Source organism: Nocardia crassostreae, from assembly GCF_001613405.1.
GTDB lineage: Bacteria > Actinomycetota > Actinomycetes > Mycobacteriales > Mycobacteriaceae > Nocardia > Nocardia crassostreae.
Genome location: NZ_BDCH01000025.1, coordinates 259,371 through 281,660, shown reverse-complemented (window position 1 = coordinate 281,660; position 22,290 = coordinate 259,371). Strand labels below are relative to the sequence as shown.

Annotated in this window: 26 protein-coding genes and 1 pseudogene; 13 read left to right on the top strand and 14 right to left on the bottom strand. The window is 68.4% G+C overall.

What is annotated here, in order from left to right; all coding sequences use genetic code 11:
• Positions 1-42 precede the first annotated feature (42 nt).
• Positions 43-1,041, top strand: coding sequence for an alpha/beta fold hydrolase (locus tag NC4_RS26165; protein ID WP_067543556.1), 999 nt, complete (start codon positions 43-45; stop codon positions 1,039-1,041).
• 134 nt (positions 1,042-1,175) lie between these two features.
• Positions 1,176-2,039, top strand: coding sequence for an SDR family oxidoreductase (locus tag NC4_RS26160; protein WP_067543552.1), 864 nt, complete (start codon positions 1,176-1,178; stop codon positions 2,037-2,039).
• 339 nt (positions 2,040-2,378) lie between these two features.
• On the opposite strand, the gene NC4_RS26155 is transcribed toward NC4_RS26160, so the two are convergent.
• From NC4_RS26155 to NC4_RS26145, 3 genes are all read right to left on the bottom strand, one after another.
• Positions 2,379-3,095, bottom strand: a complete 717-nt coding sequence (locus NC4_RS26155) for a DUF6882 domain-containing protein (RefSeq protein WP_067543547.1) — start codon at positions 3,093-3,095, stop codon at positions 2,379-2,381.
• Positions 3,096-3,583: 488 nt separating this feature from the next.
• Positions 3,584-4,474: a formyltetrahydrofolate deformylase gene (gene purU / locus NC4_RS26150; protein WP_067543318.1), complete on the bottom strand. Its 891-nt coding sequence runs from the start codon at positions 4,472-4,474 to the stop codon at positions 3,584-3,586.
• Between the two features lie 51 nt (positions 4,475-4,525).
• Positions 4,526-5,080 carry a GNAT family N-acetyltransferase gene (locus NC4_RS26145; RefSeq protein WP_067543315.1) on the bottom strand — a complete coding sequence of 185 codons (555 nt, stop codon included), beginning with the start codon at positions 5,078-5,080 and terminating at the stop codon, positions 4,526-4,528.
• 50 nt (positions 5,081-5,130) lie between these two features.
• Between NC4_RS26145 and deoC the strand changes: the two genes are divergently transcribed.
• Positions 5,131-5,808 carry a deoxyribose-phosphate aldolase gene (deoC, locus tag NC4_RS26140; protein ID WP_067543312.1) on the top strand — a complete coding sequence of 226 codons (678 nt, stop codon included), beginning with the start codon at positions 5,131-5,133 and terminating at the stop codon, positions 5,806-5,808.
• Here deoC and NC4_RS26135 read toward each other — a convergent pair whose 3' ends face one another.
• Positions 5,809-6,795: an LmeA family phospholipid-binding protein gene (locus NC4_RS26135; protein ID WP_369690789.1), complete on the bottom strand. Its 987-nt coding sequence runs from the start codon at positions 6,793-6,795 to the stop codon at positions 5,809-5,811.
• 111 nt (positions 6,796-6,906) lie between these two features.
• Here NC4_RS26135 and NC4_RS26130 point away from each other — a divergent pair, with 111 nt between their 5' ends.
• Positions 6,907-7,509, top strand: coding sequence for a type IV toxin-antitoxin system AbiEi family antitoxin (locus tag NC4_RS26130; protein WP_067543309.1), 603 nt, complete (start codon positions 6,907-6,909; stop codon positions 7,507-7,509).
• Between the two features lie 54 nt (positions 7,510-7,563).
• On the top strand, positions 7,564-9,111 hold the full coding sequence (locus NC4_RS26125; protein ID WP_067543306.1) for a hypothetical protein: 1,548 nt from the start codon (positions 7,564-7,566) through the stop codon (positions 9,109-9,111).
• Here NC4_RS26125 and NC4_RS26120 read toward each other — a convergent pair.
• Genes NC4_RS26120 through NC4_RS26110 form a run of 3 tightly spaced genes read right to left on the bottom strand, consistent with a single transcriptional unit; the run spans position 9,045 to position 10,850 of the window.
• Complete coding sequence (locus tag NC4_RS26120) at positions 9,045-9,848, bottom strand: class I SAM-dependent methyltransferase (protein WP_245721925.1); 804 nt, start codon at positions 9,846-9,848, stop codon at positions 9,045-9,047. The genes NC4_RS26125 and NC4_RS26120 overlap by 67 nt on opposite strands.
• Positions 9,818-10,333, bottom strand: a complete 516-nt coding sequence (locus NC4_RS26115; RefSeq protein WP_067543303.1) for a DUF2505 domain-containing protein — start codon at positions 10,331-10,333, stop codon at positions 9,818-9,820. Before NC4_RS26115 ends, NC4_RS26120 begins: the two co-directional genes overlap by 31 nt.
• A gap of 31 nt (positions 10,334-10,364) precedes the next feature.
• Positions 10,365-10,850 (bottom strand): DUF2505 domain-containing protein, encoded by a 486-nt coding sequence (locus tag NC4_RS26110; protein ID WP_067543300.1) that lies wholly within the window; start codon positions 10,848-10,850, stop codon positions 10,365-10,367.
• Positions 10,851-10,894: 44 nt separating this feature from the next.
• On the opposite strand from NC4_RS26110, the gene NC4_RS26105 reads away from it, so the two are divergent.
• Together NC4_RS26105 and NC4_RS26100 are read left to right on the top strand one after the other, a co-directional pair.
• Entirely contained in the window at positions 10,895-11,986 is a 1,092-nt protein-coding gene (locus NC4_RS26105; protein ID WP_439957558.1) for a UDP-N-acetylmuramate dehydrogenase, read from the top strand.
• Between the two features lie 126 nt (positions 11,987-12,112).
• Complete coding sequence (locus tag NC4_RS26100; protein ID WP_084529804.1) at positions 12,113-13,237, top strand: L,D-transpeptidase; 1,125 nt, start codon at positions 12,113-12,115, stop codon at positions 13,235-13,237.
• A 3-nt stretch (positions 13,238-13,240) separates the two neighbouring features.
• On the opposite strand, the gene NC4_RS26095 is transcribed toward NC4_RS26100, so the two are convergent.
• The 4 genes and pseudogenes from NC4_RS26095 to NC4_RS26085 all read right to left on the bottom strand — a co-directional run bounded on the left by NC4_RS26095 (position 13,241) and on the right by NC4_RS26085 (position 14,917).
• Positions 13,241-13,861, bottom strand: coding sequence for a DUF5753 domain-containing protein (locus NC4_RS26095; protein ID WP_245721936.1), 621 nt, complete (start codon positions 13,859-13,861; stop codon positions 13,241-13,243).
• A 27-nt stretch (positions 13,862-13,888) separates the two neighbouring features.
• Positions 13,889-14,074, bottom strand: a pseudogene (locus NC4_RS43200) (helix-turn-helix domain-containing protein); the annotation flags it as partial.
• Positions 14,071-14,610 carry a DUF6879 family protein gene (locus NC4_RS26090; protein ID WP_067543291.1) on the bottom strand — a complete coding sequence of 180 codons (540 nt, stop codon included), beginning with the start codon at positions 14,608-14,610 and terminating at the stop codon, positions 14,071-14,073. The pseudogene NC4_RS43200 and the gene NC4_RS26090, both read right to left, overlap by 4 nt.
• Complete coding sequence (locus NC4_RS26085; protein ID WP_067543288.1) at positions 14,591-14,917, bottom strand: hypothetical protein; 327 nt, start codon at positions 14,915-14,917, stop codon at positions 14,591-14,593. The genes NC4_RS26090 and NC4_RS26085 overlap by 20 nt, the downstream gene beginning before the upstream one ends.
• A gap of 178 nt (positions 14,918-15,095) precedes the next feature.
• On the opposite strand from NC4_RS26085, the gene NC4_RS26080 reads away from it, so the two are divergent.
• The 3 genes from NC4_RS26080 (at position 15,096) to NC4_RS43190 (ending at position 17,137) form a co-directional block, all read left to right on the top strand.
• On the top strand, positions 15,096-15,521 hold the full coding sequence (locus NC4_RS26080) for a hypothetical protein (protein WP_245721923.1): 426 nt from the start codon (positions 15,096-15,098) through the stop codon (positions 15,519-15,521).
• A gap of 224 nt (positions 15,522-15,745) precedes the next feature.
• Positions 15,746-16,372 carry an FAD-binding oxidoreductase gene (locus tag NC4_RS43195; protein ID WP_245721922.1) on the top strand — a complete coding sequence of 209 codons (627 nt, stop codon included), beginning with the start codon at positions 15,746-15,748 and terminating at the stop codon, positions 16,370-16,372.
• Between the two features lie 36 nt (positions 16,373-16,408).
• Positions 16,409-17,137: a hypothetical protein gene (locus NC4_RS43190; RefSeq protein WP_245721921.1), complete on the top strand. Its 729-nt coding sequence runs from the start codon at positions 16,409-16,411 to the stop codon at positions 17,135-17,137.
• Between the two features lie 6 nt (positions 17,138-17,143).
• Here NC4_RS43190 and NC4_RS26070 read toward each other — a convergent pair whose 3' ends face one another.
• Positions 17,144-17,524, bottom strand: a complete 381-nt coding sequence (locus NC4_RS26070) for a MerR family transcriptional regulator (protein ID WP_067543285.1) — start codon at positions 17,522-17,524, stop codon at positions 17,144-17,146.
• Positions 17,525-17,573: 49 nt separating this feature from the next.
• On the opposite strand from NC4_RS26070, the gene NC4_RS43185 reads away from it, so the two are divergent.
• The 3 genes from NC4_RS43185 (at position 17,574) to NC4_RS26060 (ending at position 19,908) form a co-directional block, all read left to right on the top strand.
• Positions 17,574-17,975, top strand: a complete 402-nt coding sequence (locus NC4_RS43185; RefSeq protein ID WP_245721920.1) for an NAD(P)-binding domain-containing protein — start codon at positions 17,574-17,576, stop codon at positions 17,973-17,975.
• Positions 17,972-18,454: an imine reductase family protein gene (locus NC4_RS43180; RefSeq protein WP_245721919.1), complete on the top strand. Its 483-nt coding sequence runs from the start codon at positions 17,972-17,974 to the stop codon at positions 18,452-18,454. Before NC4_RS43185 ends, NC4_RS43180 begins: the two co-directional genes overlap by 4 nt.
• An 80-nt stretch (positions 18,455-18,534) precedes the next feature.
• Positions 18,535-19,908, top strand: a complete 1,374-nt coding sequence (locus NC4_RS26060) for a phthiocerol/phthiodiolone dimycocerosyl transferase family protein (protein WP_157555211.1) — start codon at positions 18,535-18,537, stop codon at positions 19,906-19,908.
• On the opposite strand, the gene NC4_RS26055 is transcribed toward NC4_RS26060, so the two are convergent.
• Together NC4_RS26055 and NC4_RS26050 are read right to left on the bottom strand one after the other, a co-directional pair.
• Positions 19,895-21,529, bottom strand: a complete 1,635-nt coding sequence (locus NC4_RS26055) for a class I adenylate-forming enzyme family protein (protein WP_245721918.1) — start codon at positions 21,527-21,529, stop codon at positions 19,895-19,897. The two genes, NC4_RS26060 and NC4_RS26055, sit on opposite strands and share 14 nt — an antisense overlap.
• Positions 21,526-22,278, bottom strand: coding sequence for a glycosyltransferase family 2 protein (locus tag NC4_RS26050; RefSeq protein ID WP_245721917.1), 753 nt, complete (start codon positions 22,276-22,278; stop codon positions 21,526-21,528). Before NC4_RS26050 ends, NC4_RS26055 begins: the two co-directional genes overlap by 4 nt.
• Positions 22,279-22,290 lie beyond the last annotated feature (12 nt).

Sequence of the window (22,290 nt, the reverse complement as noted above, 5' to 3'; positions counted from 1 at the left end):
CTGCTAACGCGGTAGTGTGGCGGGGAACACAAAGGAGTGCTCATGCTGGTGAAGCTGCCTGAGGCGGGCGCGGATTTGCTGACCGCCCCCTTTCGTACCGCATTGCGGTCCCGCACCTACGCGACCGAGTCGTTGAATACCCTGGCTCCCGCCGGGGTCATCCCCCTCACCACCGCCGACGGCGCCGAACTGCGCGTGCAGACCTACGGCCCGGCCGAGGGCGAGGTCATCGTCTTCATTCACGGCTGGTCCTGCGCCATCGAATACTGGAATCCGCAGATCAACGCCTTCGCGGGCGATTACCGCGTGGTGGCCTACGATCAGCGCGGCCACGGCGAATCCACCATGGGCGCCCGGCCTTTCAGCGACGAGCAGCTGGCCGACGATCTCTCCGCCGTCCTCGACGCGGTGCTGCGACCTGGCGAGCGCGCGACCCTGGTCGGGCATTCCATGGGCGGCATGACGATTCAGGCGTGGGCGCGGCGGTATCCCGAGCAGGTCGCCGAGCGTGCCTCGGCGGTGGTGCTCGCCACCACGGCGGCCCGCCAGATCCCCCAGCGCGCCACCGTATTACCGCTCTTCAACGATGTGATCCCGGCCCCCGAATGGCTGGCCAAGGTCATGTTCGGCACCCCCGTACCGCTACCCGGCGGCCGCGCCGTGAACCTGGTCGCCAAAGCGCGCCTGTGCAATCCGGCCGCCACCGCGGATCAGGTCGCGTTCGGCACCTCCATCGTCCGCTCCTGCCGCCCCTCGGCCCGCGCGGCCGTGGCCCGCGGCCTGCTCCGCCTGGACCTGCACGGCGCCGCCGCCAACCTGACGGTCCCGACCAGCGTCATCGCCGGTGCCCACGCCCGGCTGCTGCCCGAGCTGCACTCCCGCGAAATCGCCGACACCCTGGCCGATTCCGGCTATCTGGACCGCTACCTCATCCTCCCCACCGGTCACCTGGTGAATATCGAGGCCGAGGAAGCCTTCAACACCGAGGTGCACCGCCTCATGGCCAAGGCGCGCCGCAGCGCTATTGCCGTCGCTGGCTGACGCGACAACAGGTTTCGGGATCGCCCCGTCCGTGCGCGAACACGGGCGGGGCGGATTTCGTTCGGGCGCGGGTTCCGGCCGTCTTCGGTCATCGAGCCCGATCGGCCGTCCACGTCACGGCCACTATGGAATTCATGAAACTTGAAGCCGGACAGGTCGCGGTGGTGACCGGAGCCGCCAACGGTATCGGCCGCGCGGTGGCGGAAGCCTTGTACGCTCGCGGAATTCGGGTGGTTCTCGCCGATATCGACGGTGATGCGCTGGCGAAGACCGCCGCCGAAATCGGTTCCGACACCGTGGCGCTCCCCACCGACGTCGCCGATCCGGCCCAACTGAAACAGCTCGCCGATCGCACCCTGGAGCATTTCGGCCGGGTCGACCTGGTCTTCAACAATGCCGGAATGGGTGTGGGCGGCCCGATCTGGGAGGTGGAACCCGAAGACTGGCACCGAGTCTGGTCGGTCAGTGTCCAAGGCGTGGTCAATGGCATGCACGCCTTCGTCCCCCACCTGATCGCCGCCGGTCGCGGCCACATCGTCAATACGGCATCCTTGGCGGGCGTCACCGTAGGCGTCTTCAACGCCCCCTACACCGCCAGCAAGCACGCCGTGATCTCCCTGACCGAGGCCCTCCACGGCGAACTCGCCATCCTCTCCCCCGAAATCGGCGCCACCGTAGTCTGCCCCGGCCCGGTCGACACCCAAATGCTCCGCGGCCTCACCGAAAGCGTCGCCCCCCTCCTCGGCGACAACGATTCCCTCCCCACCCAACCCGCCGAAGGCTGGCTCGCCACCCTCACCCCCGACCAATGGCAATGCCTGGCCCCCGGCCTCGGCGCGGTCTCCCACCTGGCCGCCGAAGCCATCCCCCCATCCGCCGCCGCCGACATGATCCTCGCCGCCATCGAAGCCAACCGCCTCTACGTCACCACCCACCCCTCCTGGTCCCCCCAGGCCACCATGCGCGTGGCCCGCATCGTGGCCGACTTCCAAGCCTGAAAACCCCTCGCCGCCAGGGCCGCGGCGATTCTAGAGTCGCTGTGTGCCCGAGGCCGGAACCGCGGACGATCCCGCCGCCCCCGACAGCGCCGAACCATCGTGGGCGGCTCCGACGACACTGCTCGGAATGATGCAGCGCGGCCGCGGAGCCTGCTACCGCCCCGCCCTCGACCAGCGCGCGGCGGCAGCGGATTTCGTGGTCGGCTGCATCGTTCACGACCCGCGCTGGGATCACCAAGTCGAGGAGCGCGATTGGCTGTACGCGACCCTGATCGCCGACCCTTGGAGCGACCTCCCTCGACTGCGAGCCTCCGACGACCGCTTGATGAATGTCGGTGATCAGTCTTGCGACATGTCGCCGTGGATGCCCGCGACGCGGCCGTACTCGTCGAAGTCGACGTTGCCGTCGATGCCGGGGCTCTCGAATCGTAGTGTGCTGCCGTCCGGTGCGAAGGTGGCGGAGAGGCCGCGGCGGGTCAGGTAGCTGTGGACCGCGCGACGGTGATCATGGGAGGCGAGGACGCCGAGGCCCTCCGACAGGACGCGCAGGACGCGCGGGCCGGTAGGGGCGTGCAGGCGTAGCTCGGGGTGCTCGACCAGGAAGGCGACGAAGGTGCCATTGCCCGCATTGCCCTGGTAGGAGGTCCATCGGCCGGAGACCGCTTTGGCGGCTTCCATCATGGTCCAGGAGACCTGGTGCGGTTCCACATCGGGGCCGAAGGCGCGGAAGGGCACTTCGGCAGTGGACAATTCGGGGATGTCGTAGTGGGAACCGAAGGCACGCATGGATTCTGCGACTGCGACCAGCTCGGCCGAATAGCCCGACGGATTCGCCCACGACCAAAGCCACGACTGCGGGCCGGGGGCGGCGCTGCCGAGCAGATGCACGTCGGTGCATTCGATAGTGCGGTCGGCGCAATGGAATTCGAAGTGCCGCTCGGCGAGGTCCACCGCGAAGGAGTGCTGGCCGAGCACCTCCTCGAGATGTAGTTGGTGTTCGAACGACAGCAGCGCCGCGTCATCGAGCAGGTCGGACAAAGTCACGTTATCGGACACCAATCCGACAGTAGCGTGCTTCTGGTCGGTATCCAGCGAAAGGCTTGGGGTCAGTTGAAGACGACTGGTGCCGGTGGCCCTCACCCGCGCGAACGATCACCTGTACAACTACTGTGACCTCGTAACCCGCCCTCGGCCGCCTGAGTCACGCCGCGAGCCTCGCAACGGTCGAAGCGATCTTCGACGACACGGTGTATTCCTACCTGCGAAACCGGTGCGCCATCGCATTGAGCCGCTTGGCAACGGATTTCGCCGCCGAACGCGCGGACGAATGTCTCTCCGACTGCGAGGCTGGCACGCGGGAAATCGGCATCGCGCACGCAAACCTGGTGATCCCCCCAGCCCGAATCGGCCGGTCGCGCATCTGAAACTGCGGCGACCGGGAACTGGTGGCGGCGGCTCCTCGCGAAATGCCGCCATGGTTTCCCGGTCGATCAATTTTGGCTATGAGGATTGAGGCATGCGCCTCGGTGCATTCGGCCCGGGGGTCAGTTGAAGACGACGGTGCGGCGGCCGTGGACGAGGACGCGGCCTTCGAGGTGCCAGCGGAGGCCGCGGGCGAGGACCACGCGTTCGATGTCGCGGCCCTGGCGGACCATGTCGTGGACGGTGTCGGCGTGGTCGATGCGGGCTACGTCCTGCTCGATGATGGGGCCCGCGTCGAGTTCGGCGGTGACGTAGTGGCAGCTCGCGCCAATGAGTTTCACGCCGCGGGCGAAGGCCTGGTGGTAGGGGCGGGCGCCGACGAAGGAGGGGAGGAAGCTGTGGTGGATATTGATGGCGCGGCCCGCCCAGTGCTCGCAGAGGCTCTCGGGGAGGACCTGCATGAAGCGGGCCAGGACCACGGCGTGCGGGTCGTGGGCGTCGACGAGCGCGCGGACCTGTTCGAAGGCGGGGCCGCGTTCGGCCGGATCCTTGGGGAAGGGCACGTAGTGGAATTTCACGCCGTGCGCCTCGGCCATGGGGGCCAGGTCCGGGTGATTGCCGATGACGGCTTCGATGGTGGCGGGGAGTTCGCCGCTGGCCGCGCGGCCGAGCAGATCGTGCAGGCAGTGGCCGTCCTTGCTGACCAGTAGGACGGCGCGGCGCTTCTCGCCGGAGTCGTGCACCTGCCATTCGGTTTCCGGGCCCAGCTCGGCGGCCACGGCCAGGAAGCGGTCGCGCAGTTCCTCGAGCGGGAACGGGACCGTGGCGGCCTTGATGGCCTGACGCGTGAAGAACCACCCGGTCTCCAGGTCGGAGTGGTATCCGGCCTCGACGATCGACCCGCCGAAATCGGCGATGAAGGACGTGATGCGGGCAATGATGCCCGGACGGTCCGGGCAGCCCAGGGTCAGCACGTAACGACGATCATCAGGGTTGCCGGGGGTGGAACTCATACCCCCAATCCTCCCAGGACCTGTACGCCGTCGGATTGCCGGGGGCGGCGCTCACAGCTCGTAGAACGGATCGGCGTAGCGGAACTCGCCGGTGATCTCGGCTTCGTAGGCGCTCAGCGGGCGCACCTGGAAGTGGGAGGTCCAGTCGGCCTCGTCCGGCACGATGCCCAGCCGCACGCCCGGGACGAAGCCGAAGCGGGGGTAGTAGTCGAGGCTGCCGAGCAACCCGACGAGCGGCTCGTCGAGGGCGTCCGCCGCACCGAGGGCCGCGTGCATGAGCGCGGAGCCGATGCCGTCGCCCTGCCGGTCGGTCCGGACGCCGATGGGTCCGAGGGCCAGCACCGGGAAGGGGCCGATACCGGCGCGGGTGAGGCAGACGTGCCCGACCACATCGTCGTGCTGGACGGCGACCATGGACAGTGTCGGCATCCAGGCGGAGTTGTCGCGGAGCTGCCGGACCAGGGTCACTTCCGGCGGGTCGGCGGGCAGGCGTGCGGCGGTCTCGGGCCGGTCGCCGTTGGCGGGTGCGTAGAGGGCGGCGAATGCGCTGCGGTGCACCGCGTCGATCGCGGCGGCATCGCCGGGTCGTTCACGACGGATCAGCACCCTACGAGTGTGCGTGACGGCGGCGGCCCGCAACGAAATTCGCTACCGATATGCCAAACTCGGTGCTCATGGACCGGATTTCCCGTGCGGACGTGGCCGCGATGATCGATCACACCCTGCTCGCCCCCGAAGCAACCGCTTCGGATGTGGACGCGCTGATCAAGGAAGCCCGAGAGCTGGGCGTGTTGGCAGTCTGCGTCTCACCCTCCATGCTGCCGGTGCGCGCACCCGGCCTGGTGGTGGCCACCGTCGCGGGTTTCCCGTCCGGCAAACATCATTCGCTGGTGAAGGGCGCCGAGGCGCGGCTGGCGGTGGATCAGGGTGCGGCCGAGGTGGATATGGTCATCGACGTGGGCGCGGCCCGCAGCGGCGACTACAACGCCGTGCTCGCCGATATCGTCGCGGTGCGCGAGGCCATGGGCGATCGCGCACTGCTCAAGGTGATCATCGAATCCGCGGCGCTGAGCGACGAGCAGATCGTCGCGGTGTGCCGCGCGGCCGAACAGGCCGGGGCCGATTTCGTGAAGACCTCCACCGGATTCCATCCCGCGGGCGGCGCCAGCGTGCACGCGGTGCGCCTGATGGCCGAGACGGTCGGCGACCGTCTCGGCGTGAAGGCCAGCGGCGGCATCCGCACCTCGGACGCCGCCGCCGAACTCATTGCCGCGGGCGCCACCCGGCTGGGCCTGTCGCGTTCTCGTGAAGTTCTGGAAGGGTTTCCGGCCTGATCAGCAGCGGTAGTTCGCGTTCTGCTGCGTGGTCTGGGAGCTGTCCGCGGCGGGCAGTTCGCTGCGCTCGCCCGCCAGGGTGACCGCCAGCCCGTCCTGGGTGACCTTCACCTGGGTGGGCTTCATATCGAACGGGTAGCTCTGCAGGCTCTGCGACAGCAGATCCACGATGCCCGACACCAGATCGGTGGGCAGTCCGAAGCCGAGCAGGCTCGCCGACATGGTCTCCACCTCGACCTTGTCGCCGACGATCTGCGGCTTCACCTGTAGTTCGGCAATGCCGCCGAGCACAGCGAAGTTCAGCGTCCCGGCCGCGGGATCGGAGGTGGTGCTGGACACCAAGCCGCCCAGCGTCTTGGTGATGCCGTCATTGCTCCAGGTCACATCGGCCGTGGAGCTGCCGATGCTGCCGCCTTGGCGCCCTTGGTCTTTCACCTCGATGTCATTGAAGGTGGCGTGCACCACCATGCCGACCGCGGGGCCGAACTTGGTGTCGTCGCTGTCCACCGTCACCTTGCCGACCTTGCCGTCGAACATGGTGATCAGCAAGGGTTTCCAGCCGAAGGACACATCGATCTGGGAGCCCATCTCCGCCTCGAACTGCGAGGTGATGCAGTTCTCCACCGAGCGCCGGGCATAGGCCTCGCCCCCGGCCAGCCCGGCCACGGCCACGAGGGCGAGCACGATGGCGACGATGAGCAGGGTCCGCTTACCGCGCATACGGGATGGGCCTCCTTGTCCGCCCGCCGGATTCGCCGGTGGCGGTGGCGTGATCGGCGGCTGCCGGAAGCCGCCGGTGACCGGCCCGTAGGAATCGCTGGGTAGGGCCCCGGCCTCGGCCGCGTACGCCGCCTCACCTGGATGCATGACCTCGGTGCCGTGTTTGCCCAGCACCTTGGTCTCGTCCGTGGCGCTCACGGAGGGCTGCGCTCCGAGCTGCTCGGTCTCCTGGTTGCCTGCGTCGTCCGAGGTGGGGTTCGAACTCATGGAGCCGATTGTTCCCAAACTTTCTGTGTGGGCTCTGTGCTTCCGGTGAGGTGTCGTTGGACTCCCGCCGGATTGTGACATAACACACAAGCGGCGGCGTAGCCTTGCGCCATGGCTGGGCAGCCCGCGGCGGAGCAGGATCCGGAACACAGTTGGCGACTATTACGGGAGCTCGCCGGGCGGCATGCCGGGTACTTCACCACCCGTCAGGTCCTGCACACGGGCTGCGAGAACCTGATTCGCGACGGTCTACGGGACGGTTCGGTGGTGCGCGCCGGGGTCGGGCTGCTGCGTTTGGGCGATTGGCCCGAAGGCCCGCTGGACGAATACGCCATGTGGTCGGCCTGGTTCGACGGCGCCGCCGCTGTTTCTCATCACAGCGCCGCCGAACTGCACGGATTGGGTCTGCTGCGACCTCGTTTCGTGCACATGTCCGCCCGGATCGGCCGGTTCCCGCTCTCCCCGCGCCTGGTGGTGCTGCGCCGCGCCTTCGCCCGCACGGATGTGGAGTCGGCGGGCGCATTCCTGGTGACGACCCCGCTGCGCACCGTCCTGGACCTGGCCGAGGCCGGTATCGGGCAGTCCGCGCTCGACGAGGTGGTCGCCGACGCGGTGGCCATCCACCGCTGCGCGCGCGCCGAGATCCGTTCCGCCAGTAGCGCTCTCCCGCCGAATACGGCGGCGCGCCTGCATCGCGCGCTGATCCGGGTGTGAACCGGCCCGGTTTCGAGTTTCGCGCGCGCGGCCGACGTGGCAATGTGATCGATCATGGGCACGGTCGGCACTGGCATGTGGGATCTGGCTTTTCCGCCCGGACCACCCGATCGGATCGCGGACATGTTCTCCGCGGCCGTGGTCGCCGACGCGGTGCGGCCCTATGACGCGGATCTGGCGCAATCGGTGGAGACCTGCCGGGACTGGCGGCACGATCATCGGCACAGCTTCCGGGGCATGACGGCCCTGGCGGTGAGCGCACCGCTGATCTCGCTCGGCATCGCCCGCGGCGGACTGCATTCCATGCGCACCATGCTGCGGTTCGCGACCGGCCGCACCGTCACCTCGCTGGAGGACGTCGATCTCGAAGCCGCGGCGGAGGGCTCGACCCTGGATATCGGGGAGGTCGCCGGAACCGCCGCGCCCGCCTCGCGCCTGGAGCTGCCGTGGCGGGGAAATCTGCTGGCCGGGGACGGATTACGCGAACAGCTGGACAGCTGGGAGCGGCGCGGGATTCTGGAGCCCGGCTTCGTCGCCGCGGTGCGCCGGGTGGCGGACCATCCGGAATGGCTGGCGCTGCCCGGTTTTCGCGTGGTGCTGGTCGGCGCGGGCGCGGAACTGAGCCCGCTGCAACCACTGCTGGCCTGGGGCGCGGACATCCTGGCGCTGGATCTGCCCGGCCGGGCCCGCTGGGGCCGGTTGCGGGCGCTGGCCCAGGCCGGGGCGGGCACCATGCGCTTCCCGGTCACCGCCACCGGTCCGGGCGCCGATATCGCCAGAAGCTTTCCGGTGCTGACCCATTGGATCGCCACCCACACCGACGCCCGGCCGGTGCTCGGCCTGTACGCGGGCGCGCCCGGCGCGGCCGGGCTGCGGATCGCCGCGGCCTCGGATGTGCTGGCCGAATCGGTGCTGCGGCGGCATCCGGATGCCGCGCTCGCCGGTCTCGGCTCGCCGACCGACTGCTATGCGGTCCCGGAGTCGGTGGTGGCCGCCGCGCGGGAACAGCTGGCGCGGCGCGGAGTTCGCGGCGCCGCCCAGGATCTGCTGCACCAGCTGGCCCCGCACTCGCTGTACCGGCTCAACTACACCCGGCCGGTGCGCGACGCCGAGGGCCGGGAGTGGAGTCTGTTCGACAACCTGCCCTATCTGGCGGGACAGGATTACGCACTGGCGCAGCGGCTGCCGCGCTGGCGGGCGGTGCTGGCCCGCGCCGCCGGGCACGCGGTGTCCTATACGGTCGCACCGCCCGCCTGGACGACCGGCGGCGACGACAGCGTGCGGCGCACCGCCGCGTACCGGGCCGCCACCCGCTTCGGCATCGAGGTCTTCGATCCGGTGACCGCGCGAACACTGCTGGCCGCCAAGCTGGTCGCCGATGTCATGGACCCCGACCGGACCCCGGATCCCAATCCGGAGGCCCTGTTCACCAGTGGCGCCGCGCACGGCGGGCTGTGGCGGCAGCCCTTCGCGCCGCGATCGCTGCTCGCGCCCGCCGCGGTCTCCGGTTCGGTGCAGGCGCTGCGGGAGCTGGCTCAGGAGAGCGGCGCGACCGCCTTCCAGGGCACGGTCAGAATATTGTCGCGCGTCGGCCGCCGGTAGACGCGCAGCGGAAAACCCAGCTCGCGCAGTAGATTCGCGGCCTGTCGCCAGCGGATTCGGGGACCGTAGGGCGCCAGCGGCGCGGCGTGCAGCCAGGCCCGGTCGGCGGCGGTGAGCAGCGCGTGAACGGGTTCGCCGGGAATATTGCGGTGGATCAAGGCCTTCGGCAGGCGCTCGGCGATATCGGAGGGCCGCTCGACGGTGAACGGATCCCAGGCCAGGGTCAGCGAGAGCGGTCCGTCGCGATCGAGCATGATCCAGGCGCAGCGGCGGCCCAATTCATCGCAGGTGCCGTCCATGAGCAGGCCGTTGGGCGCGAGCCCGGACAGGATGGTGCCCCAGGCGTCCGGGACCGCCTCCTCCGGATATTGCCGCAGCACATTGAACGCCCGCACCAGATTCGGCCGCAGGCCCGCCAATTCGAAACCGCCGCGGGCGAAGACGACGCCGTCGCGGCCGGGCACCACGCGTTCGGGATCGATTTCCAGACCGGTCACGCGCAGATCCGGCCGCAGCGTGCGCAGCCGCGCCGCCAGCTCCAGGGTCGTCACGGGGCTCGCCCCGTAGCCCAGATCGACGACGAGGGGCGGTTCCTGCGGGGCTAGCAATCTCTTGGCGACCAATGGATCGTGCACGAGCCAGCGGTCCCCGCGGGGCAGTCGATTGATGCCGGTGGTGCCGCGGGTGATCGTTCCGACGGGTTTGCTCAGCCGACCGGGTGTCGTGCGTCCAGCCACTCCTGGGTCACCTTCGCTTCGGCACGGAACAGGTCGATCAGGTTCACCAGCATCATCTGCTCGAGCTTGCGACCCATGAACGGAATGAGCACCTCGGCCCGCGACGAGGTGCGCAGGGTGCATCCGGTCTCGGTCGGGAACAGCTGCATACTGCCCCCGAGAGTGCCCGGGCTGCGCGGGATCTCGGCGCTATAAGTGCCGGTCACCTCGGGTCCGAAGGGTCCGTAGGTCTCGGTGCGGGTGATCACCATGTCCTTGCCCATGATCGCCTGCGCCATATCCGGCAGGCTCTCACGCGGCAGCACGTGGCGCAGTTCGATGGTGATGCCGTGATCGCCGGACTCCAGGCTCACCAGATCATTGGGCGAGTACTTCCGCAGCTCCTCGATCCGCGCCTCCCAGTGGTCGCGGTTCATGAGCGCTGCGTACACCTCCTTGGTGGTGTGCAGCGGATAGCGTGCGGAGTAGTCGAGTCGGCGAGGCACGATCGCTCAGACTACTGCCGGAAAGACTCCGTCAGTGCGAACTCAGCCAATTGTCGGTGAACTCGGCTTCGCGCTGCAGCAGATCGAGCAGGTTCTCCTGAATGGCGGCCTCGATCTTCTTGCCGAACAACGGCACCTTCACCTCGATGGTGGCGTCCACGACGAACTTGGAGCCCGCGCCGTCATCGGTCATGTTCAAGGTGCCCTTGACCGTGGCGGGCGCGCCCTCCACATAGGCGTCGACGCTGCCGCCGCTGCCGGTCCAGGTCTCGGTGCGCGGAATGATGAGGTCGCCGGGGCGGACCGCGGTCAGCTGGGCGGGCAGTTCCTCGGCCGGAATGGCCTGCACCATCTCGACTCGGACATTGCCGCCGTCGATCCGAATGGAGTCGATGCGCGCGTTCGGGCCGCCGACCTCCTCGATGCGGTCTTTCCAGTACTGCTCATTGGCGAGGGCCGCGCGCACGGCGGCGGTGGAATGGGTCGAGTGCGCAGTGAAGGCCAGAGGTGTCGCCATGGTCGGACAGGCTACCGTCTGTGGCTGTGCGTACTACTGGGGTGGTGTCCTTCGACGACGTGGCGGACCGGCTCGCGGCGACCGGTGCGCGGTTGCGCGCCGCGGTCCCGCTGGCGGAGCTGACGACGCTGCGGGTGGGCGGGCCCGCCATCGTCGCCGACTGCACGAGCACCGAAGCGCTGGTGGCGACGGTGCGCGAGCTGGACGCGGCCGGAATCCCGGTCCTGCTCATCGCGGGCGGATCGAATCTGCTCATTGCCGATGCGGGCTTCCCGGGCGTCGTCGTGCGGATCGCCACCGAGGGTGTGACGATCTCCGGCGACACCGTGCGCGCCGAGGCGGGCGCGAATTGGGATGCCGTGGTGGCGGCGACCGTCGAGGCGGGATTCGGTGGGCTGGAATGCCTTTCCGGCATCCCGGGTTCGGCCGGTGCGACCCCGGTGCAGAATGTCGGCGCGTACGGCGTGGAGGTGGCGACGCTGCTGCGCCGGGTGCGGCTGCTGGATCGCGGCACCGGTGAGATCCGCTGGGTCGAGCCCGCGGAACTGGGTTTCGGATATCGCACCTCGGTGCTCAAGCACAGCGATCACGCGGTGGTATTGGACGTGGAGTTCGCGCTGCGCGCCGACGGCTCGAGCGAGCCGCTGGGTTATCGCGAGCTCGCCTCCGCGCTGGGCGCCGCGGAGGGCGAGTCCCGTCCGGCCGCGCGGGTGCGCGCGGAGGTGCTGCGGCTGCGCGCGGGCAAGGGCATGGTGCTCGATCCGGCCGATCACGACACCTGGAGTGCGGGCTCCTTCTTTACCAATCCGGTCGTATCGGAAACCCAGTTGGACGCGGTGCGAGCGGCGATTTCCGCACATGTCGGACCGGATGTGGCCGTGCCCACCTGGCCCGCCCCGGGCGGTGTGAAGTTCTCCGCGGGATGGCTCATCGAACGCGCGGGATTCGCCAAGGGATATCCGGGCGCGGAGGCTCCCGCGCGGCTGTCCACCAAACACACGCTGGCCCTGACCAATCGGGGGGCGGCCACCGCCGAGGATCTGATCGCCCTGGCGCGGACTGTTCGCCAGGGAGTTGCTGAACGATTCCGGATCCGCCTGGAACCCGAACCTGTCACTGTGGGTGTTGCCCTGTAGAAGTGGCTCGGGCCACCTTCTCCGCGTCCGGCCGACTCGGTTTGCGGCGGTATCGTCGAGAAAGTGAGCAATCGAGGAGGAGTGTCCGCGCGCCGGGTGACCGCCGTGCTGGCCGCGCTGTTGGCGATGGTCGTGGTGGTGGCCGGATGTAGTTCCGACAAGGGCAGCGGTTCCGCCGAGCCCGCCGAACCCACCGCGCAGGTGACGCTGCAACCCGGCGACGGCGCGCAGGATGTGGACCCCACCGCCCCCGTCTCGGTCTCGGTGACCGGCGGCCGCATCGACCAGGTGGCGCTGACCAACCCCAACGGTAAGCAGGTCACCGGCGAATTCAATGGCGACCGCACCAAGTTCACCGTCACCGAGCCGCTCGGCTACAACGTGACCTACACCTGGTCGGGCACCGTCGTCGGCACCGACAACAAGCCGGTCGCCATCGACTCGACGTTCACCACCCTCACGCCGAAGACTCAGATCTCGGCGACCATCAATATCGCCGACGATCAAGAGGTCGGCATCGCGGCCCCGATCATCGTGCAGTTCAACAAGCACATCGACGACAAGGCCGCCGTCGAACGGCAGATGACCGTGACCGCCACGCCGGGCACCGAGGGTTCCTGGGCCTGGCTGCCCGACGACAACGGCGGTTCCCGCGCCCACTGGCGGCCGCGCGAATACTGGCAGCCCGGCACCACCGTGCACGTCGGCCTGAAGCTCTACGGCCTGAAGATGGGCGACGGCTCCTACGGCGCCGCCGACCTCACCTCCGATTTCCGCATCGGCCGCTCCCAGATCGTCAAGGGCGACGCCCCCAGCCACCGCATGCAGGTGGTCCGCGACGGCCAGGTCATCTTCGACTTCCCCGTCAGCTACGGCGAGGGCAATGAGGACCGCAATGTCACCCGCTCCGGCATCCACGTGGTCACCGAGAAGTACGAAGACTTCATGATGTCCAACCCGCCCTACTACCAGAACGTCCGCGAACGCTGGGCCGTCCGCATCTCCAACAATGGCGAATTCATCCACGCCAACCCCGAATCCCTCTCCGCCCAGGGCAATACCAACGTCACCAACGGCTGCATCAACCTCAGCCCCAGCGACGCCCAGCAGTACTTCCCCACCGCCCTCTACGGCGACCCGGTAGAAGTAACCGGCACCCGCATCCCCCTCTCCGCCGCCGACGGCGACATCTACGACTGGGCCGTCGACTGGAACACCTGGAAGAGCATGTCCGCCTTGGACAACAACTGACCTTCAGCGCCGCTTGTCAAGGGCATTCATGATCAGCTCGCGCGCCGCCTTGCCGGTAACGGCTTGGCGCGCGAGCGTGTCGAATGCACGGCCGTAGAGGGCGACTTCTCGCGGCTGAGTGATGGTCAGTTCGGCCGCTGTTCCCTCGACCATGACCATTCGGTTGTCGAACAAGACGAAACTCGTTGATACGACGAGAACTTCGGCCATCGACGGGATGACTCCGAGCGCAACGCGCGGCATTCCGATCATGGACGCGAGACGGTCGAGTTGCCCAGCCATCACGTCATCGCCGCCCACCGTCGAATGCAGCCCCTGCTCCGCGAGGAGGAAGTGGAAGCGGTGATCGCGCTGATAAAGGATGCGCTGCCGCTCCATCCGGGTCGAGACGCCTTCGTCCAAGTCGTCAGGAATCCGGTAGAACTCGATGGATCGACGCAGTAGGGCCGTCGCATACTCGGCTGTCTGCAGTAGTCCGGGCACGACCTGCGTTTGGTATCCGCGCAGGAATGTCGCGTCGGCCTCGATCCTGAGGGACTTCTGCTGGCGGCGCTTCAAGCCCGTACTGAGAATCCGCCGCCACTCCAGATACGCGGTGTCGATATTGTGCAGCGTCGCGAGCAAGTCGGGGAGTTGAGCTACCGCACCGGCATGCTCACAGTAGGACCGAATATCCGCATCCGATGGCCGGATTCGCCCGTACTCGATCTTGGATACCTTGGATTCGTGCCAACCGGCCAGCTGCGCGAACTTGCGGCCGCTGAGCCCCGCCCGTCGGCGAAGCTCTCGGAGTCGCGCTCCGAGAGCTTCCTGTGCCTCGTCAACTCCAGCGGTCACTGCCGTGCGTAGTCGCTTTCGACGTACTCCGCGTACGGGGTGGAAAGTTCCCAGAGTCGTTGCCTCACACTCAGGCAGTACTCGATTATCCGCGGGTCGGTGCTGGCGGCCATCGCCGGTGCCGACGCGCCGTTCTCGGTGGCCAAGTTGAACACCACCTGCTCGGTGTCGAACATCCACCAGTCATCCGGCGGCACCTCTCCGGCGAGATGCCTGGGGACATATCGGATATCCTCTCCCGCCGCGACATTGGTGTCGGTCACCGACAGCAGCCAACGCTGATAATCGCTGTGCGGAACGGTCACCACTCGCACGCGACCCATTGCGACGCCACGCCCGGTCGTTTCCCGCACCAGCGCGAGCCAATCGCTCTTGTAGTCATCCACCATCGGAGGCTCGCCGTTCAAGAACCGGCGCAGCGGCTCGGATTCCTGCGGTACGCCGTAGACGTCCCTGACCTCGAAATGAAACGCCTGCTTCTTGCACGCGCGGAAGAGCTCCGCCCAGACTGCCGGGTCATTCTGCAAGTACTGCACGGTAAACCATCCTCCGTGTCATCGGCACCGCGATAGCCGTTTCGTCCTCGGCCAGATCCAACTGGCTCAGCGTTTCAGCATCGGTGATCGGTCTGCCGGTCAGTGTGAACGTCCCACGACCCGTGTCGGTCAGTGTGGCCCCGATGTAGGTGTCCGGTTCCAGGAACCCCAGCAGCAGATGTGGAATTTCAATTGTTTCGGGCCGGTTGGTCTTCCAGCCTTGTGCGAGGTAGCCGTTGTCAGTGGCATAGAGGCTGGGGCATCCGGTGACGTCCGACCCGCCCTTGCCGAGGAACTTCAAGCACATGATTCGACCCCCGTCGTGTGCTGTGCACGGAATTTCCGTGCTGGGCTCAATGATCCTCCGCCCTGTTCGAGATCGCGCTCGCATGAGGGAACTCAGTCAAAGTTGTGCAAACTTCTGGAGTCCCCGCCGCGCGGGAACTTAGCGTCGAGGCAACGATCGCGAACGGGCAGGAGTCGAGATGGTTTGGCGTACACAACTTGTGGCCTTCCCCGGCGGCGTCCTGGAGACCCGCTGCTACGAAGAAGAATCCGGTGACGATCAGCGCGAGGGGGATGATATGCGGTACCGGCCAACGGCTTTGGGTTATCTGCGGGCGGATGTGTCCGGGATCGGTCAGCTCTGGGACGAGTCCCGCATTCGCGGGCTCGCCGAGAAGTTCGGGTACGACTTCGCGGGTGTGGTGGTCTACGACCCCGCGACCGGCCGCCCACCGGTGGCCCGTCTGAAGGCTCAGGTCAATCGGCTGGATGCGGAGGCCGTCATCGTGCCCGGGCCCGAGCATTTCGAGGGCGGGCGAGTTCCCGAATCGCTGGTGCGGCAGGTCGATGTGATCACCGTGAGCCCGCAGGAAACCCATGCCCGCAGGACCGCCGTCGGCGAGTGAGCGCCATCGACCGGGAAACCATGGCGGCATTTCACGAGTAGCTGCCGCCATGGTTTCCCGGTCGGTGTTGCTTCACTTTGTGTGCCGGTCAATATCCGGTCAGGAGGCGATCACTTTCGGCTCTGTGCGCGGTTTTCCGGCGATGACAGTCGATCTCGGGTCGATACGTTGGGCGGCAGGTCATCGAGGAGGAATGGATGAATGCCGGTCACCCCGGGGAGCGTGTGACACCGAAACTGAACCGCCGCGGACTATTGGTCCTCGGTGGTGGACTGGTCGCCGCGGCGTGCGCGCCGGAGAGCCGGGCGGCGCAGGATGACGGCGGGCTGCGGTCGGTCGTGCGCGGGCGGGTGGTGCAGTTCGGGGACGACGGGTTCGAACAGGCGCGGCAGCCGTGGAATTCGACCGTCGACCAATCGGTGCGCGCGGTGGTCGAGGTCGCCGACGCCGACGATGCGGCGACCCTGGTCGGCTATGCCCGCGATAGGGGCCGCATGCTGGCGGTGCAGCCGAGCGGGCACGGCGCCTCGGATTCGCTGAACGGGGCAATCCTGGTGCGCACCAACCGATTGAGCGAGGTGCGGGTCGATCCGGGCGCGCGATCGGCGTTCGTCGGCGGGGGTGCGACCTGGTCGCAGGTGCAGGCCGCCGGGGAGCACGGATTGACCGGGCTCACGGGCAGCGCGCCGCAGGTCGGCGTCACCGGCTTCACCCTCGGCGGTGGATTGAGCTGGTTCTCCCGCAAGTACGGCTGGGCCGCCGACCATGTCTCGGCCTTCGAGGTCGTGGACGGGCAGGGCAGGAAGCAGCGGGTGACCGCGGCATCGGACCCGGATCTGTTCTGGGCGTAGCGCGGTGGTGGCGGCGACTACGCGCTGGTCACCGCGATGGAATTGGCCCTGCACCCCGCGCCTGCCCTGTACGGCGGTCGGATGCTGTGGCCGGTCGAACGAGCCCGCGAGGTAATCACGGCCTTCCGTGACATCGTCGCGGTGGCGCCCGAGGAGCTGACGCTCTGGTGTGGCCTGTCCCAATTCCCCGGCGCCCCAGCAATGGTCGGAGTCAGCGTCACCTATCTCGGCGAGGCCGGTACGGCGCAGGCCCTGCTCGCACCGCTGGATCGCATCGACGGCCGCACCGCCGACACCCGCGCACCGATGCGGACGGCCGATATCGGCGCGATCACCGCGGAGCCGACCAAGCCGACCCCCAGCCTGCACCGCACCACCCTGCTGACCGGCCTCACCGATGCCGTCGTGGACACGCTGCTCGCCGCCCCGATCTCCCCATTGATCAGCGTCCAGATCCGTCATCTCGGCGGCGCGCTCGCCCGCCCGTCCAACAGTGTGGCGGGCCCGATCCCCGAACCGTTCTGCCTCAGCCTCCACGGCCTCCGAACCGCACCCTCCGCCGCCACCGACTTCCATTCACGGGCCCAGCGCTACCTGGACGCCTTCGGCCAAACCTCCAGCTGCCGCGCCCCATTCACCTTCCTGGCACCGGAACAGCGCGCATCCGATGCCCTCCGCGCCGACGCCCTGACCCGACTGCGCGAGATCAAACGCAGTCGCGACCCGAAAGGCGTGTTCCGCAGTAACTTCCCCGTCCTCGCCTGACGAGGTTCAGTCGAACGGCGGGTAGGTGTCGCCGCCCACCTGTTCGGCGGCGTCGATGTAGTCGGAGAGGGCGGTACGGGACTGGGCGAGGCGCTGGATCTGGTCGTCGATGCGCTGGAGGCGGGATCGCATGGCGGACAGGAGTTCCGGGCAACCGGGGAGTTCGGGGGCTTCGCCTACGGCGCAGGGGAGCACATAGGCGATGTCGTCGGAGTTGAGGCCCGCGTCGAGAAGGTGGCGGATTTGCTTGACGCGCAAGGGGGCGGTGTCGTCGTAGTCGCGGTAGCCGTTGGCGCGGCGGTCGGCGATCAGCAGGCCCTGGGATTCGTAGTAGCGCAACTGGTGGGTGTTGACGCCTGTCCGGCGACTCAGTTCTCCGATTTGCATCGAAACCTCACTTGACCTTCACACCGGTATCAACGTTGACGATGCTGCCATGGAGAACATCGATACGCCCGTGACGGTCATCGGCCTCGGGCTCATGGGGCGGGCGCTCGCGCAAGCCTTTCTGAAGGCGGGACATCCCACCACCGTGTGGAATCGGACGAGCGGCAAGGCCGCCGAGCTGGTGGCCGCGGGCGCGCGGTTCGCGCCGACCGCCGGTGACGCGCTCGCGGCGGGCGGGCTGGCGGTCATCTGTGTCAGCGACTACGACGCGATGCGAGATCTGCTGGGAGCGAACGAGATCGGCCTGGCCGGGACCACCCTGGTCAACCTGACCTCCGGTAGTTCGGCACAGGCGCGGGAGGCCGCGGATTGGGCCGAGAAGCGCGGTGCGCGCTATCTGGACGGCGCGATCATGGCGATCCCCCGGCGATCGGCACCGCGGACGCGGTGATCCTGCACAGCGGACCGCAGGCGGACTTCACGGCGCACGAGCACGCGCTGTCCGCCCTGGGCGCCGTCACCTACCTGGGCGAGGACCACGGCCTGGCATCGCTGTACGACGTGGCGGGCCTGGCCATGATGTGGAGCGTCCTCAATGCCTGGCTCCAGGGCACCGCAATGCTCCGCACCGCCGGTGTGGATGCCGCGACCTATGCGCCGTTCGCCCAGCGGATCGCCGCGGGTGTGGCCGAATGGCTGCCTGGCTACGCCGAGCAGATCGACCGCGGTTCCTTCCCCGCCGAGGTGTCCGCCCTGGAGACCGATGCGCGGGCCATGGCGCACCTGGTCGAGGAGAGCGAGGCCCTGGGCGTCAATGCCGAACTGCCCAGGCTGATCCAGGCCATGGCCGATCGTGCGATAGCCGCCGGGCGCGGTGGCGAGCAGTATCCGGTGCTGATCGAGGAATTCGGCAAGCCCGGCGACCTCTGATCCGGCGCCGCCGCGAGTCGCGGTCTGGTCGGGCGCCCATTATCGTTTCGCGCAGGGGAGCGCAAGGGAGAGGTCGGGCAGTGGTTGCGAGCGGAGCGGCAACGGCGGCACCGGCTTTCACGCGCGCGCTGAGCCCCTCGGAGCGGTGGTTCTGGATCATCGACCGGATCTCACCCGCCAATTGCAGTGCGCGGGTGCGGTTGTACGGGCGGCTGCCGGAGGCGCGGCTGGCGCGGGCAGCGGCGGCGCTGGTCGCGGAATATCCGCTGCTGCGGGTCGGGGTGCGCGACGATGCGAGGCGCGGTCCCCGGTTCCACGCGCTGGCCGAACCGCGACTGCCGGTGCGGCGGGTGGTCTCCGAGGATCCGGAGACCTGGCTGCGGGAACTCGATCGGGAGATGGTCGAGGGTTTCGACGTCGGGGCGGGCCTGGCGCGGGTGGTGGACGTGGTCCGCTATCCGGGCACGCCCGCCGAGCAACACGACATCATCCTGACGATCTCGCACATCATCGTGGACGGCCGCTCGCTCATGGCCGCCCTGCGCAAGCTGATCGAATTCGCCGATCAGGGTCGCGACGATGCCGAGGCGTCCCGGAGCCCGGGGCGGCTGCCGATCCCGCCGTCGGACTACCTTGTTCCGGCCGGGGCGCGCGGGTTCTGGCGGTACGCGTACACGACGCTGCACGACCAGATCGCGGCCTACGCCCTGCGCCCGCGGCGCTTGCCCGCGGCGCGACCGGTGGCTTTGGCGGAGCGGCGGACCCGGGTGGTGCACCGGGTGCTGGAGGCGGACGCGCTGACCGGGCTGGCGGCCGACTGCCGTCGCGCGGGCGTGACGGTGCACGGGGCGCTGGCGGCGGCGGTGGCGCTGGCGGTGGCCAAGTGCGGTGCGACGGATGTCGCGGGCGTCGTGGGTATCGGATCGCCCGTGGATTTCCGGTCCGCGCTGGTCCCGCAGCCGGATCCGGACGAGCTCGGCATCTACGCGCCGGTGCTGGCCGGTTTCGTGCGCTACGGGCCGGGCATGTCGCTGTGGGATATGGCGCGATCGGTGAATCGGCAGGTGGCGCGCGGGGTGCGGCAGCGACGGCATCTGGCGACGGTGGCGGGTATGCGCTTCGGGACGCCGCGGTCGGTGAAATCCGGTTGGCGCATTATCGAATTGATCGATCGGCGCGCGCCGTGGAATGTATCGGTCACCAATCTGGGCCGGGTCGAATTCCCGGATCGGCTGGGGGAGTGGGAGTTCTCGGGCCTGCTGCTGACGGCGTCGAATTCCTGTGTGAGCGCGCTGACGGTCGCGATCACCACCGCGCACCGGGAGATGCAGCTCGGATTCTGTTATGTGGACGGCATGCTCACCGAGTCCGAGGCGGAGATCTTCGCGGATCTGGTGCTCGATGAGCTGATCGTGCGGCCCGATTCGCTGGTGGAGCAGGTCAGCGCGCGGTAGCCGCGCCGAGCCGGGTGCGCAGGGCGGCGCGGTCGGGTTTGCTGGTGCGGCCGCTCACGGGAATCTCCTCGACCACGACGATCTCGTCGGGCAGTGCGGAAGTGTCCATGAGCGAAGGCAATTCGCGACGCAGCCGGGCCGCGATATCGGTGACCCCCGGGTCCGCGACCACGGCGAGGATGATCCGCTCGTCGCCGATCTCGTCGGGCACACCGACCATGATCGCCTGCCGCACGCCCGCGACGGTCGCGATGGCCGGTTCGTACAGTCCCGGATAGATATTGGTCTTGCCGCGGATCATCATGTCCTTCTTGCGGCCCATGAGGATGAGCGTGCCGCCGTCGAGGCGCGCGAGGTCGCCGGTCGCGATCTCGGTCAGCTCCGCTTCGCCGAGATAACCCCGGCACAGATTCGGACCGGACAGGATCAGCTCCCCGTCCCCGGCAATGCGGGCGTCCACGCCGGTGACCGGCGCTCCGAGCGGATCGCCCGCACCCTCGAAGTCCAGCTTGGCCGCACCGGAAGTGATTGCCACGGGCAGGATTTCGGTCATTCCGCAGATGGCGAGGAATTCGCAGCCCGGCAGCGCGGCGCGGGCGCGGCGCAGCAGCGCGGTGGTCACCGGCGCGCCGCCCAGCGACACTTCGCGCAGCCCGGCGGGCGCGGTCAGGCGGCCGGATTCGAGGGCGGTGAGCACCACCGCCAGATCCGCAGGGGTGAAGAAGGCATGCGTCGCGGCATCCAGGGTGCGCGCGAATCCGATCGGGTCGATATGGGTTCCGAAGCGCGGATACCGCGGCAGTGACCACCGCGCACCGGACAGCAGCGCGGGCAGGCCCATCATCAACTGCTCGGTGTGCAGGTGCGCGCCCGGCCCGAGCGTACTGCGGCCCGCCATGGCCGCCAGGCCCGCGCCGAGTGAGCCACGGGTGTGCACAACGGCTTTCGGTGCGGCCGTCGTTCCGGAGGTGAAAACGATGAGCGCCTCGGCCGCCGGGTTCGCGACAGCCGATGCCGTGGCGGCACGAATGTCCGCCTTCTCCGTACTCGGGTACGCCGTCGTCGCGTGCGGGTTCGCGCGAGGTGGGCGAGCCTTGCCGAAGGCTGCATCTTTGCCGAGGTGAAGCAGTTTTCGCGCCGGAATCGAGGGGTATGGCGTGCCGGGCAGACGCGGCCCGCTGTGGATGTGCCGGACCGGCAACCGCCCGAACGCGGGCAGCGACAGCCCAAGCGCGCGCCCGGCCCGGTGCAGCGGCCCGCCCAGCAGATAGAGCAGCGATTTCGTCGCCGCCCAGGTGGGTTGCACCAGATCAATGCGGCGCGCGAACAACTCGGGCCCGACGCCCGGATCGATGGTGCCGCCCGCGGCGATGGTCCCGAATACCAGCACCACGGCGTCCACGCACGGCCGAATCGAGAACAGCATCCGATCTCCGGGCAGGAAGCCATTGTCGTGCAGTCGTTTCGCCACCGCGGCGATTCGTGCGTCGAGCTCGGCGAAGGACATCGGCGCCGCACCGATCATTCCCAGGGCCGGTGCGTCCGGATAGCGACGCACCTGTTCGCGCAGTAGCGCCAGAAAGTCCTGTGCGGCAGCCTGTTCGTGCGCTCTGGCCGTCACCGGATGTCCACGAGTTCCGGCTTGTACCGGTGGTCGGCGTACCACTCGAGCGTGCGCCGCACGCCCCAGGCGCGCACGCGGCGGTTGGAGGCGTGCACGCGTACATCGCGACGCAGGCCGTATTCGGTGGTGAGCATGCGGACGGCATTCACCAGCGTGCGGTCCTCGTGCAGATCCTCGATGGCCGTGCGCGGGAATCCGCCTGCGGCTTCGTACAATTCGGCGGTAATGGCCATATTGCACCCGGGCGTCATCACATAGGGGCCGAGGTAGCGCGGATCCTGATTGCCGGGGCGGAACTTCCCGAAGGCGGACGCCACCTCCAGGACCACGCGAATGATGGTGCGATCGCGCCACCGCACGCCCTCATCCGTGCGCGGAATCAACTGCCCGCTGACCAGGCGCAGCCCGGAATCGAACCCCGCGTGAATGCGCGCCGTCCAGTCCGGCGCGGGCAGGCAGTCGGCATCGGTGCGGGCCAGCCGCAGCGCCCCGGCCGCGATGGCGTGCCGCATTCCGGTGTCCGAGGCCGCGCCGGTGCCCTTCTGCCGCTCGTGCACGATCTCGACTGTCATCTCCGGATGGGCCGCGGCGAAGGCCCGCACCACGTCCACTGTCCGATCGGCGGAGTTGTTGTCGACCACCACCAAGGTGAAATCCCGGTCCTGCTGGGCGGCGAGCGCATCCAGCGTGGCGGTTATGCCCTGTTCCTCGTTGTAGGCGGGCACGATCACCCACAGTCCGCTCACCCGATACCCCTC